The sequence below is a fragment of the Collinsella sp. TF10-11AT genome (genome assembly GCF_003437565.1).
GTDB lineage: Bacteria > Actinomycetota > Coriobacteriia > Coriobacteriales > Coriobacteriaceae > Collinsella.
Window position 1 is genome coordinate 82,090 of the sequence record NZ_QSQW01000002.1, and the last position, 14,622, is coordinate 96,711.

13 protein-coding genes and 3 tRNA genes are annotated in these 14,622 nt (G+C 61.1%); 6 read left to right on the plus strand and 10 right to left on the minus strand.

Going from position 1 to position 14,622, the window contains the following annotated elements; all coding sequences use genetic code 11:
• The first annotated feature begins 23 nt into the window (after positions 1–23).
• Together DXC99_RS01825 and DXC99_RS01830 are read left to right on the plus strand one after the other, a co-directional pair.
• A complete protein-coding gene (locus tag DXC99_RS01825; RefSeq protein ID WP_117583743.1) occupies positions 24–1,424 on the plus strand; it encodes a hypothetical protein in 1,401 nt (466 codons plus the stop codon).
• Positions 1,425–1,431: 7 nt separating this feature from the next.
• Positions 1,432–1,881 carry a VanZ family protein gene (locus DXC99_RS01830; RefSeq protein WP_117583742.1) on the plus strand — a complete coding sequence of 150 codons (450 nt, stop codon included), beginning with the start codon at positions 1,432–1,434 and terminating at the stop codon, positions 1,879–1,881.
• Positions 1,882–1,996: 115 nt separating this feature from the next.
• On the opposite strand, the gene DXC99_RS01835 is transcribed toward DXC99_RS01830, so the two are convergent.
• Complete coding sequence (locus DXC99_RS01835; RefSeq protein ID WP_233503826.1) at positions 1,997–2,434, minus strand: ROK family protein; 438 nt, start codon at positions 2,432–2,434, stop codon at positions 1,997–1,999.
• 17 nt (positions 2,435–2,451) lie between these two features.
• Positions 2,452–3,633: a pyridoxal phosphate-dependent aminotransferase gene (locus tag DXC99_RS01840; protein WP_117629100.1), complete on the minus strand. Its 1,182-nt coding sequence runs from the start codon at positions 3,631–3,633 to the stop codon at positions 2,452–2,454.
• 166 nt (positions 3,634–3,799) lie between these two features.
• Between DXC99_RS01840 and DXC99_RS01845 the strand changes: the two genes are divergently transcribed.
• The 3 genes from DXC99_RS01845 (at position 3,800) to DXC99_RS01855 (ending at position 4,090) form a co-directional block, all read left to right on the plus strand.
• Positions 3,800–3,876 (plus strand) — tRNA-His (locus DXC99_RS01845).
• Positions 3,877–3,898: 22 nt separating this feature from the next.
• A tRNA-Lys gene (locus DXC99_RS01850) sits at positions 3,899–3,974 on the plus strand.
• 43 nt (positions 3,975–4,017) lie between these two features.
• A tRNA-Lys gene (locus DXC99_RS01855) sits at positions 4,018–4,090 on the plus strand.
• Between the two features lie 264 nt (positions 4,091–4,354).
• On the opposite strand, the gene dinD is transcribed toward DXC99_RS01855, so the two are convergent.
• From dinD to DXC99_RS01875, 4 genes are all read right to left on the minus strand, one after another.
• Positions 4,355–5,215, minus strand: coding sequence for a DNA damage-inducible protein D (gene dinD, locus DXC99_RS01860; RefSeq protein WP_117629101.1), 861 nt, complete (start codon positions 5,213–5,215; stop codon positions 4,355–4,357).
• A gap of 161 nt (positions 5,216–5,376) precedes the next feature.
• The gene (locus DXC99_RS01865) at positions 5,377–6,903 is read right to left on the minus strand and encodes an FAD-dependent oxidoreductase (protein ID WP_117629102.1); all 1,527 of its coding nucleotides are present in this window, start codon (positions 6,901–6,903) and stop codon (positions 5,377–5,379) included.
• A gap of 256 nt (positions 6,904–7,159) precedes the next feature.
• Positions 7,160–8,164 (minus strand): GGGtGRT protein, encoded by a 1,005-nt coding sequence (locus DXC99_RS01870; protein WP_055252290.1) that lies wholly within the window; start codon positions 8,162–8,164, stop codon positions 7,160–7,162.
• An 18-nt stretch (positions 8,165–8,182) separates the two neighbouring features.
• Positions 8,183–8,917, minus strand: coding sequence for an iron-sulfur cluster assembly scaffold protein (locus tag DXC99_RS01875; protein WP_006235554.1), 735 nt, complete (start codon positions 8,915–8,917; stop codon positions 8,183–8,185).
• 403 nt (positions 8,918–9,320) lie between these two features.
• On the opposite strand from DXC99_RS01875, the gene DXC99_RS01880 reads away from it, so the two are divergent.
• Positions 9,321–10,121 (plus strand): transposase, encoded by an 801-nt coding sequence (locus DXC99_RS01880; protein WP_117629103.1) that lies wholly within the window; start codon positions 9,321–9,323, stop codon positions 10,119–10,121.
• A 65-nt stretch (positions 10,122–10,186) separates the two neighbouring features.
• Here DXC99_RS01880 and sufU read toward each other — a convergent pair whose 3' ends face one another.
• Genes sufU through sufB form a run of 4 tightly spaced genes read right to left on the minus strand, consistent with a single transcriptional unit; the run spans position 10,187 to position 14,619 of the window.
• Positions 10,187–10,621 carry a Fe-S cluster assembly sulfur transfer protein SufU gene (sufU, locus tag DXC99_RS01885; protein WP_117583738.1) on the minus strand — a complete coding sequence of 145 codons (435 nt, stop codon included), beginning with the start codon at positions 10,619–10,621 and terminating at the stop codon, positions 10,187–10,189.
• Positions 10,614–11,939 carry an aminotransferase class V-fold PLP-dependent enzyme gene (locus DXC99_RS01890; protein ID WP_199408841.1) on the minus strand — a complete coding sequence of 442 codons (1,326 nt, stop codon included), beginning with the start codon at positions 11,937–11,939 and terminating at the stop codon, positions 10,614–10,616. The genes sufU and DXC99_RS01890 overlap by 8 nt, the downstream gene beginning before the upstream one ends.
• On the minus strand, positions 11,936–13,207 hold the full coding sequence (locus tag DXC99_RS01895) for a SufD family Fe-S cluster assembly protein (RefSeq protein ID WP_117629104.1): 1,272 nt from the start codon (positions 13,205–13,207) through the stop codon (positions 11,936–11,938). Before DXC99_RS01895 ends, DXC99_RS01890 begins: the two co-directional genes overlap by 4 nt.
• Positions 13,207–14,619, minus strand: coding sequence for a Fe-S cluster assembly protein SufB (gene sufB, locus DXC99_RS01900; RefSeq protein ID WP_022094821.1), 1,413 nt, complete (start codon positions 14,617–14,619; stop codon positions 13,207–13,209). Before sufB ends, DXC99_RS01895 begins: the two co-directional genes overlap by 1 nt.
• Between the last annotated feature and the right edge of the window lie 3 nt (positions 14,620–14,622).

Genomic DNA, 14,622 nt, shown 5'->3' on the forward strand with positions numbered 1-14,622 from the left:
GTGCTGGAAGATGGGGAGAGCTCATGGCTTCTTCTGATGCAACACAACGAGCAGTCCTTGCCGGACTTTCGTGCGGGATCGGCCTTGCCGCTCCCGTGGTTATGTATGCCGCGACGCTGCCGTTTTCGTCGGTGAACGAGACGGTCGTGGCGGGTGCAGTTCCCTTCGCCGTGGGCGCGGTGGCGGGCGTGGGTATCTATGCCGCCTCGCTGGGTATCTCCGAGTATCGTGCGCAGCGTGAAGAGCGTCTGTTCCAGCCCGATGCCATGGGCGGTGCCGCCAATCTCAATCAGCATCAAAGCGAGTTCAAGACCGCCTCGATTCCAGCTCAGCAGCAGGATGCGATTCCGTACGCTGCGGCTTCTGCTTCTCAGGCTCAGTCGGAGCAGTCTACCTCGGCATTCCTTTCCGGCCTGACTGGTGCGTTCCAGCGCCGTCATGCCGATGATGGTGTCCCTACCATCGCTCGAGCCGCAGATGCTATGGACGAGGCCGAGGCTTGGTCCATGATCGACAGCATGCTCGACGACGATTCGCCGGTGAGCTGCGACCCTGCACGCTCGCGCGACGTCTATCAAGTCGCCATCGACGAGCTCACCAACGGCGGGCAGACCGGCTCCTTCAATCGCGATGATATCGCCGCCGCGGCACGCGCCGTGTCGGGCTCCCAGGCCGCCCCTGCGGGCAGCACGGCGGCTTTCGTGGCACTCGTTGCCAATGCGGCGGTCAATAACGCCTACAGCGCTACCTCGGCGGACGCGAACGCTTCTGCCGATAATTCGTACGTTGATGAAGCCATGACCGCGGACGAGGAGGCTGTTGCCGCCCGCCGTGCCGCCGAAAGCTCGCTTTGGGGCGCTCCTGCCCAGCAGCAGGCGGCTGAGGCTGCGCCGTACAATGCAAACCTCGCCAGCATGCCTATCATCTCCGGTGCCGCGGGCATCGATCTCGATGACCTCGATGAGCCTGCAGCCATCACCGCATCGATTGATGCCCAAGATCGCATCGACACCGGCGACCTTCCGGACGCCTCGCTCGAGGTTGATGTCCCCATGGCCGATTACTCGGGCCACGAGGGTATGTGGGCCGCCGCCACCGCGATTCTGGATGAGATTGACGAGCCTGCTCCTGTTTCAGCCCCCGCTCCCGTCGCTGCCCCTCAGCCTGCTGCCCCCGCCTATGTCGGCCGTCACAGCGCTGTGTTCCCCGAGGATACTGCCCGTATCTCGCGTGAGAGCATCGAGCGGGCCGAGGCTATTGCCGCCGGCATTATGGAAAATCGTCGTCACGAGCGCGTCAATCAGATCCTCGAGGAAGAGATCGAGCGTCTTCAGTCCTCTACCGCCAAGCGTACGGGCCGTGCTTATCTGAGCGTTATCGAGGGCGGTACCGCCAGCTTCGCGCCGCTCCGTGCGGAGGCATAACTTCTGCATGGTTAAGATCAATCGAAAATGGGCGGTCGTAACCTGCCTGATGGCGCTCTTGATCTGGGGCAATTCGCTGGTTCCCGGCTCGGGGTCGGGCTCACTGAGCCTAACGGTCATGGAAGCTATCCGCGGTTTCCTGCACGGCGTGGGACTTCCATATGAATGGGTGACCAACTTTGTTGTTCGTAAGTGCGCGCATTTTACCGAGTATTTGGTGCTCGGCATCCTGGCAACGCACGCCTTTGATTTTGAGGGCCGACGCACCTTTGACGTGCTGCTGCCCACGGCAGTGTTCCTGCTGCTGATTCCCTCGATCGACGAGACGATTCAGCTCTTTGTGCCGGGACGCGCCGGCATGATCACTGATGTGATGATCGACTGCTGTGGAGCGGCAACGGGCGTTGTGCTCCGATATCTCTTACGGTCGCTGATGTGCGCCAAAAAGGCCGCCTAAGGACGCATTGTTTGGTCCTAGGCGGCCTTTTTTATTGGAGGGCTTATATGAGGTGTGGCGGCGTCGTTCCATAGGTCGGATTTGCCGGGTGCGCCACGCCCTGTGGGTGCGTCTGTTACTGAAGCGCCTGTGCGCCTAGGGCCAGGCAGCCCATGATGCCCTGCTTGCCCTCGAGGCTGTTGTTGACGATGTAGGTATCGATGTCGTTGACCTCGGGCGTGACGATATAGCCGTTGAGCATCTCGGCGCACTTCTTGCGCGCGAGCGGCACGATGGGGGTGTGGTCGGCCACGCCGCCGCCGATGACGATCTTCTGCGGCGCATAGCACAGGATGAAGGTCATGAGCGCCTGCGCCAGATAGCCGGCGAGCAGATCCATGGCCTCCGGGTCATCGGCCATGTCTCCGGCGCTCTTGCCATCCCAGCGCCTTTTAACGCCGGGGCCGGCGATGAGGCCCTCGAGGCAGTTGTCGTGGAAGGGGCAGCCGCTGTGCTCGCCGATGGTGTCGCGCGGGTCGCGCGTGACCAGGATGTGGCCGGCCTCGGGGTGCATTTAGTGCCGGGCCGTCCTTACCCGCGCGGTTTGATTTTATCACGCAGGAACTTGAGGTTCTCCAGTGCTGCGTTGAGCGTCTCGTCTCGCTTGGCAAAGTGGAAGCGGATGAGGTGGTTGACGGGCTCGCGGAAGAAGCTGGAGCCCGGAACGGAGCCCACGCCCACCTTGGAGGCCAGATCCTCGCAGAAGTCGAGGTCGCTGTCATAGGCAAACTCAGAGATGTCCATCATCACGTAGTACGCGCCCTGCGGCACGTTGTGCGTGAGGCCGATGCTGTCGAGTCCCTGACAGAATAGGTCGCGCTTGGCGGTGTAGAGGTCGAGGACCTCCTGGTAATAACTGTCGTCGAAATTGAGGGCAGTGACGACGGCTTCCTGCAGGGGCGCGGCGGCGCCGACGGTGAGGAAGTCGTGGACCTTTTTGATACGCTCGGTGATCTGGGCTGGGGCAATGGTGTAGCCCAGGCGCCAGCCGGTGATGGAGTACGTCTTAGACAGCGAGCTGCAGCTGATGGTTCGCTCGAACATGCCGGGCAGCGTGGCCATATAGACGTGCTCGTGGGGAGCGTAGACGATGTGCTCGTACACCTCGTCGGTGATGCAGTAGGCGTCGTACTTCTTGCACAGGTCGGCAATAAAAGTGAGCTCCTCGCGCGTAAAGACCTTGCCACAGGGGTTGGACGGGTTGCATAGGACGATCGCCTTGGGATCGTTGTCGCGGAAGGCCGCCTCGAGGACCTCACGGTCGAAGTCAAAGGTGGGCGGGTTGAGCGGCACATAGATGGGCTCGGCGCCCGAGAGAATGGTGTCAGCGCCGTAGTTCTCGTAGAACGGCGAGAAAATGACGACCTTGTCGCCGGGGTTCGTGACCGTCATCATGGCGGCCATCATGGCCTCGGTGGAGCCGCAGGTGACTACAATATTCTCGTTGGGGTTGATCGGCATGCCCATAAAGTGCTCCTGCTTGGCGGCAAGCGCCTCGCGCATGGCCTGAGAGCCCCAGGTGATGGAGTACTGGTGGTAGAGCGGCTTGGGATCGGTGGCGATGGTGCTGAGGCTATCGAGCAGCTGCGCCGGGGGATCAAAGTCGGGGAAGCCCTGTGACAGGTTGACGGCGCCATACTTGTTGGAGATGCGCGTCATGCGACGGATGACGGAATCGGTAAACGTTGCCGTGCGGTTGGAGAGTTCTTTCATGCCGGTCCTTTCGAGCATTTGCAGTGGGGCAAGTTTACTCCTATGAAACCGGTGGGAAATGCTCGAAATGGTCTCGAAAAACTCTTTTCAAAATTCTTGAAAATTGGGGCTTGCATCGCGTGGCGTTCCTTGCAATAATAGTCGAGTGCGAAGCGCACAGGACACGGTGGGTGTAGCTCAGTTGGCTAGAGCGACGGGTTGTGGTCCCGTAGGTCGAGGGTTCGAGTCCCTTTACCCACCCCAGTTCTTGCTTCGTGTTGATATCGGGTCGTTAGCTCAGTTGGTAGAGCAGGGGACTCTTAATCCCAAGGTCCAGGGTTCGACCCCCTGACGGCCCACCACACGATATCTCCTCTAAAGTCCGCTACGACGGACTTTAGCTTTGGGTCGTTAGCTCAGTTGGTAGAGCAGGGGACTCTTAATCCCAAGGTCCAGGGTTCGACCCCCTGACGGCCCACCCAAAGTATGTTAAAGCGACTGGCTTAGGCTGGTCGCTTTTTTGTTGACCTCGCATGGGGTCGAACCCGTCGGGGCGCGAAGCTGAGGAAATGCGTAAGCATTTACCAACGCAGCGCGCAAGGCGCAAAGCGCCGCAGCGGCCGCCTGCAAAGCAGGCTGACCCCCTGACGGCCCACCAAAGCATGTTAAGACGGTCAGCGATAGTTGACCGTCTTTTTTGTTGACCTTTCATGGGGTCGAACCCGAAAGGGCACGGCCGCTTTCACAGATCGAGTCTACCCTGGGGATCGGTAAAACCGTCAGTACCTTCCTTGAGTTTCTTCTCGTCTGCCTTCACGCGACGCTCGAGCTTTTTTGTATCTTCGGCAGGCGGTAGGTTCTCAGGTACAATTCCGCGGTCGATGAGGCTGCCACGCACGCTTGTGTTGTTCTCGACGTGCTCTTGCTTGATCTGGTCCAGACCGTACAGGTCGTGTTCCTCGGCGTTGAAGGCCGTCATCGAGTTCGTAAGGTCCTTTGCTTTGATGAGAACATCGGCTAGCCCGTCCGCCAATGCCGAGCTCTTGGATACGCCGAGCTGTTGCTTCATTTCCGCCGTGCTTCTGCCGCCGAATAACGCTTCATCGCCCTTCGACTTGATGATTGCGAATCCTTTGGAGTCCACGCCGCGTTTGAACGCAATACCCGAGAGCTGTTTCTCTGAATCAGATAGCGAGTGGCGCGCCTGCAAGCGCTGAATCTCTGCGAAGCGCTGCTCTATGAGCTCTTGGCGGCGCGTCTGCACGGCGAAGTACGCCTGGGCGAGCGCGATCTCTGGCTTGTTTGAATCTCCGTTTTGGGCGATTAAATAGCATGCATAGCGCGTAAGCTTGTAGTCTTTAACCGCGCGAGCGGCGACACCGGCAGTTACCATTTTCGTGGTGTCACGAAAATGGGAATCAACTGGAGTTTTGTTTGTTTCGCACGAGACTTTTGCCCTCTTAACAACTTCGGCAAAGTTCTCCCATCGAGTGTACCCCATGGGTTCCATTAAATCGCGTGCGAGCCAATACTCAACGCCGTCTTCCACATTGGCGTAGCTATCAAGTTCGACACGCCACTTCTCGATATCTCTACTGTCCATATCTCCTCCTCGCTGATCTATTGTCTATGCGCGCTTTGCCCGCTCTGTACTCAGAATAAGGATACGCTGCCGTGCGGACACGAATGGGCCCCGTGCCACTTCGAGGTCACGGGGCCCATAGATATCGATTAGTTGTGCTCTGCTCTAGATAGGTGTCCAGTTTAATTCGATCGATAGTGCGAACCCAGGCTTTCGGTCCGCTTGCGCATGGCTTTGACCATCTCCGTTGCCAGCTGATTCTGCGATTGCAGGCGGGCGAGGGCTGCGATCTCGCTGTCATTGGCATGCGGCTTGCTCAGCGCAGTTGCCTCGTCTTTTAGGCTTTCAAGCTGTTGCAGGGCCTTGGATAGACCTGCTTCGGTCCTGTTGATCATGCAATAGGTGCTCATCGTGTGCTTAAGGCTGTGTGTCAGGCGTTCGGCATCTGTTGTGGCAATGCCATACTGAGGGAGGGCGATATCCATCGGAGCGGCCGCCTCGGGAGCGTCCAGCGCTGCTCGAGCTGCCGATGCGCCCGCGATGCGCCCGAATACGATGCCATTGGCACTCGACAAGCCGCCGATGCGGTCGGCGCCGTGCATGCCGCCTGTTGCCTCACCGCAAGCGTAGAGGCCCTCAACGCCCGTTTGCGCGGTCCTGTCGATTTTGATACCGCCGTTGGCGGCGTGGGCATACATCGCCACGCGCATCTCGTCGGTCGGCGCGATGCCGTGCTCGTCTTGTAGCCAGGTGGCAAAGGTCTGCACAAACTCGGGGACGTCCTCGCGGGGGAAGTCGTAGTGGAGCGCCAGGTCTTCGGCTCCCGCTTGGTCGATGGCTAGGTCGATAGCGCGAGAATCCAGACGCGAAGTGAAGGGACCATATCCGGAGCGTTGCTCGAGCAGATCGTTTAGCTTGCCGTCGGCAATATCGACCGACTGGTCGAACTTGACGTAGCGCCAGGTCTTCTCGTTAAATACAAGGTTTCGCTTGGGCTCGATGAAGCCGGGCATCATCTGCATGAACTCTATATTAGTAAGTGTTGCGCCGTGCGCCAGCGCGATGGCCTGCGAGGAGCTGAGCACATCAGCCGACGTAAGGCTGCGCTCGAACAGGCCGCTTGTGCCACCGGCTGCGATGATCGTGGCCTTGGCAGCAAAGGGCACGATTCGATTTTCGGTGAGGTCGTAGAGCACGGTTCCGGTTATTCTGCCGTTCGTGTCCTCAACAAGGTCGATAAGCTCATGGCGGGGGAGCAGGCGAATGCCGAGCGACTCGATCCGGGCTGTCAGAGCGTCCTCAAGGGGTTTGCGGGTGAGGCCGCGCCACATGCGCGTCTTGTGGTCAAAGCAGGGGATAAACTGCTTTTGCTGGGCGCTCTCGGCGCTTTGCGGACGCTGGAGCTCAACGCCCAGGTCTTGCTCGAGCCATTCAATTGCCTGGGGAATGCTGTGGACAAACGTCTGGACAAGATCGGGGTCGGCGACGCCGCCACCAACGGTCTGGATGGTATCGATAAGGTCTTGTTCGTCGTCTTCGTTAACGGGTCCGATAAGCCCCAAGCCCCAGGTTCCGGGGAAGAAGCTTGATCCACTCATAGTCTTGCCGGCGCTTGCCACAGTGACGGTCACGCCCGCGCGCGCCGCTTCGATGGCGGCGCAAAGGCCCGCAATGCCAGATCCAATTACCAGTACATCAGTCGATTCCATCGGATTCCTTTCTCGTCCGGCGCATTGTCGCACGGGTGATCGGCAATGGGGCCGCAAAGACTCGGCAAATCGGTAAAGGGCACATATGGCAGGTGGGCGTCATGGGCGTTCTGATGCTCCATCTCATCACATCTCGTATATCGCCCCAACTGATATATCGGCATTAGCTACCCTGCGACAGTGCAAACAAAAAGAGCCGCCACCTTAAAAGGTAGCGGCTCTAAAGCTCAACTATATGAGCATCGCGCGGGCGCGATTAGGCCTTGAGGGCCTCCTCGACGGCGACAGCGCAAGCGACGGTGGCACCGACCATGGGGTTGTTGCCCATGCCGATGAGACCCATCATGTCGACGTGCGCAGGCACGGAGGAAGAACCAGCGAACTGGGCGTCGGAGTGCATACGGCCCATGGTGTCGGTCATGCCGTAAGAGGCGGGGCCGGCGCCCATGTTGTCCGGGTGCAGGGTACGGCCAGTGCCGCCACCAGAAGCGACGGAGAAGTACTTCTTGCCAGCCTCGAGGCGCTCCTTCTTGTAGGTGCCAGCGACGGGGTGCTGGAAGCGCGTGGGGTTGGTGGAGTTACCGGTGATCGAGATGTCGACGTTCTCGTGCCACATGATGGCAACGCCCTCGCGGACGTCGTCGGAGCCGTAGCAGTTAACGGCAGCGCGGGGACCATCGGAGTAGGGGATGGTCTCGACGACCTTGAGCTCGCCCGTGTAGTAGTCGAACTGGGTCTTCACGTAGGTGAAGCCGTTGATGCGGGCGATGATCTGAGCAGCGTCCTTGCCCAGACCGTTGAGGATGACGCGCAGCGGCTTCTTGCGAGCCTTGTTGGCGTTCAGAGCCAGGCCGATAGCACCCTCAGCGGCAGCGAAGGACTCGTGGCCAGCCAGGAAGGCGAAGCACTCGGTGTCGTCGGAGAGCAGCATAGCGCCCAGGTTGCCGTGGCCCAGACCGACCTTGCGGTCCTCGGCGACGGAGCCGGGAACGGTGAAGGCCTGGATGCCCTCGCCGATGATGGCGGCAGCCTCAGAAGCGGTCTTGGCGCCACGCTTGACAGCGAGAGCGCAACCGAGGGTGTAGGCCCACTCGGCGTTCTGGAAGGCGATGGACTGGGTGTTGTTGACGATCTCACGCGGGTTGAAGCCCTTGTCGGTGCAGATCTGCAGAGCTTCCTCGAGGGAGGCGATGCCGTTGTCGGCGAGGCACTTGTTGATCTTGTCAGCGCGGCGCTCGTAACCTTCGAACGTAACAGTCATAGTTATTTCCCTCCCTTTCTACTCGTGAACCGGGAACACGCTGGCGACGGAGTGAGTCTCCTCGTCGGTGCGCGGGTCGATGTACTTGGCAGCGTTCTCCCACTGACCATAGTGGCCCATAGCGCCAGCGATGGCCTCCTCGGGGGTCTTGCCGGCCTTGACGGCGTCGGTGAACTTGCCGAGGTTCAGGAACTCGAATGCGATGATCTCGTTCTTGTCGTTGAGAGCCATGCGGGTGACGTAGCCCTGAGCGAGCTCGAGGTAACGAGCGCCCTTGGCCTTGGTGCCGAACATGGTGCCGACCTGAGAGCGAAGGCCCTTGCCGAGGTCGTCGAGGGAGGCGCCCACGGGCAGGCCGCCCTCGGAGAACGCGGTCTGGCTGCGGCCGTAAACGATCTGCAGGAAGATCTCGCGCATAGCAACGTTGATGGCGTCGCAGACGAGGTCGGTGTTGAGGGCCTCGAGGATGGTCTTACCGGGAAGGATCTCGGAAGCCATGGCGGCAGAGTGGGTCATGCCCGAGCAGCCGATGGTCTCAACGAGGGCCTCCTCGATGATGCCGTCCTTGACGTTCAGCGTGAGCTTGCAGGCGCCCTGCTGAGGTGCGCACCAACCCACACCGTGCGTAAGACCGGAGATGTCGGAAATCTCCTTAGCCTGGACCCACTTGCCCTCCTCGGGGATGGGTGCGGGGCCGTGGTATGCACCCTTGGCAACGGGGCACATGTTCTCCACTTCCTGTGAGTACTGCATGCCTCTCCTCTCTATCGTGTTGGCGTCCCGTCTGGGGGTCGTGGCTGGCGATTGCCGGGCGACCCTTCGAAAGGGACATGACATGCAGCCCCTATAATACCGCGAAATGCACGGAATATTCGGCGAACGGCTCAGTTTTCGTAGCGAGAAGTCCGGAAGTTTTAATTGAAACGGTTTAACTCTATATTCTGTGGTCGTGAACTTTTGTAGAGGGGGTTCGTCTTTGGCAAGCTTTTGGTCAGCTCTTGTAAGCGTTGCAGGGGCTGACCTGTTGCAACGGTGCCGTTCGCCGCCCGTTTATTGCCTTTGGCCGCGCGAGTGTATTGTTTTGCGTGAATGTTTTGATGGCACGCTTCAATCGTGCTGTATTGGATGGCAATCAGATCCCGGCGAAGGGGGTGCCATGCAGCGCGTTTGGAGAACGGTTACCGGCTTTTACCATGTCTGTGCCCGCGGTGTGGGCAAGCAGCTCATCTTTGAGGGCGATGAAGACCGGTGGGAGTTTTTGGAGCTGATGCGCGAGTGCTGCCGCGAGGCGGGCGTGACGGTTATCGCCTGGTGCCTTATGGGCAATCACGTGCATCTGGTGCTTGCAGATTACGAGGACGCGATGAGCGCGGCGATGCACCGGCTGCTTTTGACGTACGCTCGTCGGTTCAATAAACGCACGGGGCGCACGGGCCATCTGTTCCAGAACCGTTTTGACCGGCGCTCGCTCGATACCGACCGTTATCTAATGGCCGCCATTCGCTATGTTCATGCTAATCCGCAGGAGGCGGGTATCGCCCTGATCGAGCGCTATCCGTGGAGCAGCTTTGCCGAGTATCTGCGAGCGTATGACAACGATATGACGAGGGGATTTTCAGACCCTTCTTGTGTGCTCGAGCTCTTTGAGTCTGTCAGGGGGTTTCTGGATTATTCTCTGTTAATGCCCGATGGTTCCGATCCGGTGATTCACGATATGGATGAGACAGAGTGGGAGCGGCGTGCGTTTGCCGACAAGATGGCGAAGCGCCTGGGTGTGCCGCTCAACAAACTCAAGACCGTAGCACCCTCGCGGCGAGACGGAATCATTTTCGCCCTGCACGATGGCGGCTACACGGTGCGCGAGATCGAACGGTATACGGGAATCAGCAAGAGTACCGTCTCTCGTATCGTGCGCGCTTATGCGCGGGTGAATGCTCAGGCTGAGGGCTCGGAATAGAAAATGGCCGAACCACTCTTGTCAAGCGATTCGGCCAACAAAATTCTTAAGATTTGGGACAAATACTACTGATTATTTTGTCCCGTGAGCATGCCGTCGAGGGTGCGCCAGGCGAGCTCGGCGCATTTGACGCGGGCGGGCATGTGCGAGATGTCCTGGAGCTGGGCGGCCTCGTCCAGGTCTTCCAAGTCCTCCTCGGAGAGCTGCTCGCCGCGGATCATGGCGAGGAAGAGCTCTGCCAAGCGGCGAGCTTCCTCGACGGTCTCGCCGGTGATGAGGTCGGCCATGATGTCGGCACTGGCCTGGCTGATGGCGCAGCCGTGGCCGGTAAAGGAGGCCTCCTCGATCACGTTGTTCTCGACACGTAGCTGCAAGGTGAGCTCGTCTCCGCAGCTGGGGTTGATGCCGTCGTGCTCGTGCGTGGGGGCGTCCATCTCGTACTTGTAGTCAGGGTGCGAATTGTGCTCCATAAACGTGGTGGAGGTGTACAGATTACCCATTGAACGTGCTCCAAACGTGATGCAGGCCGGCGATGAACTTGTCGATATCGGCCTTGTCGTTGTAGAAGGCCACGCTGGCGCGGCAGCAGGCAAGGTTCTCGACGCCCAGCCAGGTGAGTAGCGGCTGCGCGCAGTGGTGACCGGCGCGGATGCAGACGCCGTCCATGTCCATGATGCTCGCGACATCGTGCGGGTGGATGCCCTTGACGTTAAAGCTCACGACGCCGTGGTGGTTGTCCCAGTAGATCGAGCCGATGATCTGGACAAAGTCGAGCTGCATGAGCTCGCCCATCAGGTAGTGGACGAGTGCCTGCTCGCGTGCCTGGATGTTCTCGTAACCCACCGTGTTGACCAGGTAGTCGAGTGCCGCACCCGTGGCGAAGATGCCGGCGGCGTCCTGCGTGCCGGCCTCGAACTTCTCGGGGACGGGCGCCCAGACGGCGTCCTGCTCGGTGACAGAGTCGATCATCTCGCCGCCGGTAAGCATGGGCGGCATGGCGTTGAGCAGGTCCATCTTGCCCCACAGCACGCCGATGCCCATGGGGCCCATGGCCTTGTGCGCGCTAAAGGCAAAGAAGTCGGCGCCCAGATCGGCCACATTGACTGGCATGTGCGGCAGCGACTGTGCGCCGTCGACGACCAGATAGCCGCCGTACTTGTGCACGAGCTTGCCGAGATTCTTGACCGGGTTCTCGACGCCCAGCACGTTAGAGACCTGACCTACGGCCAGGATCTTGGTCTTGGGGCCCACCTTGGCCAGAACCTCCTCGGTCGTGAGCTGGCCGGTCTTGGTGGGGTAGAGGTAGACGAGCTTGGCACCGGTCCCGCGGCAGACCTGCTGCCACGGAATCAGGTTGGAGTGGTGCTCCATGATGGTGATGACGACCTCGTCGCCCGGTTCGAGCACTGTGGGCGCAAAGCTCTTGGCGACCAGGTTGAGCGACTCGCTCGTGTTGCGGGTGAAGACGATCTCGTTGGCGTTGGGGGCGCCGATGAGGTCGGCGATCTGTTGGCGGACCTTCGCGATGGCGTCGGTGGCCTCGACGGACAGCGAGTACAGGCCGCGCAGAGGGTTGGCGTTCATGCGCTGGTAGAAGTCGCGTTCGGCGTCGAGCACACAGGTAGGGCGCTGCGCGGTGGCGGCGCTATCGAGGAAGGCGATCTCGGGGTGCTGCTGGAACAGCGGGAACTGGCCCTTGTAGGGGTTGGTCTCGATATCTACGGTGGGCCAGCCGCGCGAAGCCTCGTCGCTGGCGTCGAGCTCCATAGGCTCCGGTGCGGTACAGGTGTCACATTTAACGTGCTCGGTATCGATCATGCGAGCTCCTCCTCAAAGTTGTCGATCAGGTTGTTGCCCAGGCGGACGACGGCGGCGCGGGTGCGCTCGTCGGTGGCGGAAAGCGCAGCGTCCTCCAGCTTGGCGCGGATGAACAGGTCCTCGGCTGCGTTTTGGTCAAGGCCGCGGCAGGCGAGGTAGAACAGCTGCTCGTCGCGGACGTGGCCGATGGTGGCGCCGTGGTTGCCGGCGACGTCGTCCTCGTCGCAGAGGATGACGGGAACGGTTTTGTTGTCGACGCCCTTGTTAGCCAAGAGCACCGTCTCGCGCTCGGTGCCGGTTGCACCCTTGCAGCCGTGCACGAGGTCGATGGTGCCGCGGTAGACCTTCTTGGACGTGCCGGTCAGCACGCCGTTGGCGTCGATCTCGCACTCGGTCTTGCGACCGCGGTGGCGCAGCTCGTAGTTAAAGTCGCGCACCTGCTCGCGGGCGCCCAGGTAATCGGTATCGATGGTGACCTTGGCGGTATCGCCCAGCAGGTCGCCGGCAAGGCCGGTGGCGCTGGCGCCGGCACCCAGGACGGTGTGCTGCACGTTGACGCGCGCGCCCTCGTCCAGGAACAGGCCGGTGTCGTCGAGCGCGATCCAGCTGTCGTCGAGTGTCTGCGTGCAGGTCACGTTGACGGTGGCGTACTCGTGGGCGCACACACGCAGCACGGAGCCCACGACGCCCTCGCCGGCAACGGGGGAGTCCAGGGCTAGGGCGAGGTCGAGCGTTGCCTGCGGGCGGGCGACGACGTCGATGGCGGCAATCGCAGCCGCTGCGTCGACGCCACTCACGCGCACGGTAACGGCGGCGTGCTGGTAGGCGGGAACATCGATGACGATGCGCTTGGTGGCGTGCTCGGTCAGATACGCATAGGCAGCCTCGCCCATGCCGGTCTCGAAGGCCTCGGCAGGGGAGAGCTCCTCCTCGAGCTTGATGGCGCCGGCCTGGTAGACAGAGGTGGCGGGCACGTCGAGCTCGGTCTCGGGCGTGATGCGGGCACGGTCGGCAGCGTCGCCGGGGGCGGAGGCGCGGCGCTCGGGGAAGCGCTCGGCCATGGCGTCCATGGCGGCGTCGAAGGCGTCGGCCGAGCCGGCAAGCTGCTCGTCCAAGCCCTCGACCTCAACGGCCTCGGCGGGTGCGGCGGCAAGTTCGGCCGAAAGCTCGAGCTTAGTCTGGTTCATCTTGAGCCAGCCCCAAGTTGCAGCCGGCATCGCATTGACCTGCTCGAGCGTGGTGGCAGCGGTGTTCGTGGTCTGTTTCATTATCCGATCGCTCCTTCCATCTCGAGCTTGATCAGGTTGTTCATCTCGACGGCGTACTCCAGCGGCAGCTCCTTGGAGACCGGGTTGGCAAAGCCGTTGACGATCATGGTGCGGGCCTCTTCCTCCGAGATGCCGCGGCTCATCAGGTAGAACACCTTGTCGTCGCCGATGCGGCCGATGGTGGCCTCGTGGCCGATGTCGACGTTCTTGGCGCGGATGTCCATGGCGGGGATGGTGTCGGAGCGGCTCTGGTCGTCGAGCATGAGCGACTGGCAGCTCACGGTTGCCTTGGAACCCTCGGCCTTGGGCGTGGCCACGATGGAGCTGCGGAAGGTCTGAATGCCGCCGCTCTTGGAGATGCCCTTGGTCTCGACGGTTGCCGAGGTCTCGGGGGCGTTGAGCACGACCTTACAGCCGGTATCGAGGTTCTGCCCGGCGCCGGCAAAGGTGATGCCGGTAAAGCTCGACCGGGCGCGGCGGCCGTTGAGCACACTCATGGGGTAGAGGTAGCCCACGTGGCTGCCGAAGGAGCCACTGATCCACTCTATGTCGCCATCCTCGTCCACGCGCGCACGCTTGGTGTTGAGGTTGTACATGTTTTTGGACCAGTTCTCGATGGTCGAGTAGCGCAGGTGCGCACGCTTGCCCACAAAGAGCTCGACGGCGCCGGCGTGGAGGTTGGCCACGTTGTACTTGGGCGCGGAACAGCCCTCGATAAAGTGCAGGTCGGCATCGTCCTCGACAATGATGAGCGTGTGCTCAAACTGGCCGGCACCCTTGGCATTGAGGCGGAAGTAGCTCTGCAGCGGGAAGTCGAGCTTGGTGCCCTTGGGCACGTAGACAAACGAGCCGCCCGACCATACGGCGCCGTGCAGGGCCGCAAATTTGTGGTCGGTGGGCGGGATGAGCGTCATAAACTTCTCGTGGATGAGCGGCTCCCACTGCGGGTCGTGCAGGGCCTCCTCGATGCCGGAGTACACGATGCCCATCTTGGACGCCGTGTCCTGCATGTTGTGGTAGACCAGCTCGGAGTCGTACTGCGCGCCAACGCCCGCCAGGTAGCTGCGCTCGGCCTCGGGGATGCCCAGGCGCTCAAAGGTGTTCTTGATGTCGTCGGGCACCGACTCCCAGTCGTGCTTTTGGTCGGTGTTGGGCTTGACGTAGGTGACGATGTTGTCCATGTCCAGGCCCTCGATGGAGGGGCCCCACGTCGGATCCGGGAAGCGGTTGAAGATCTCGAGGGACTTGAGGCGCAGGTCGAGCATCCACTGCGGCTCGTCCTTCTTGGCGCTGATCTCGCGCACGATGTCGGGCGTGATGCCGGCGTCGAGGCGCTCGAATCCCTCCTCGCCGTAGGTGAAGTCGTAGAGGCTGCGGTCGATGTCCGCGACCTCGGTGCGGTTCTTGGTCATTGC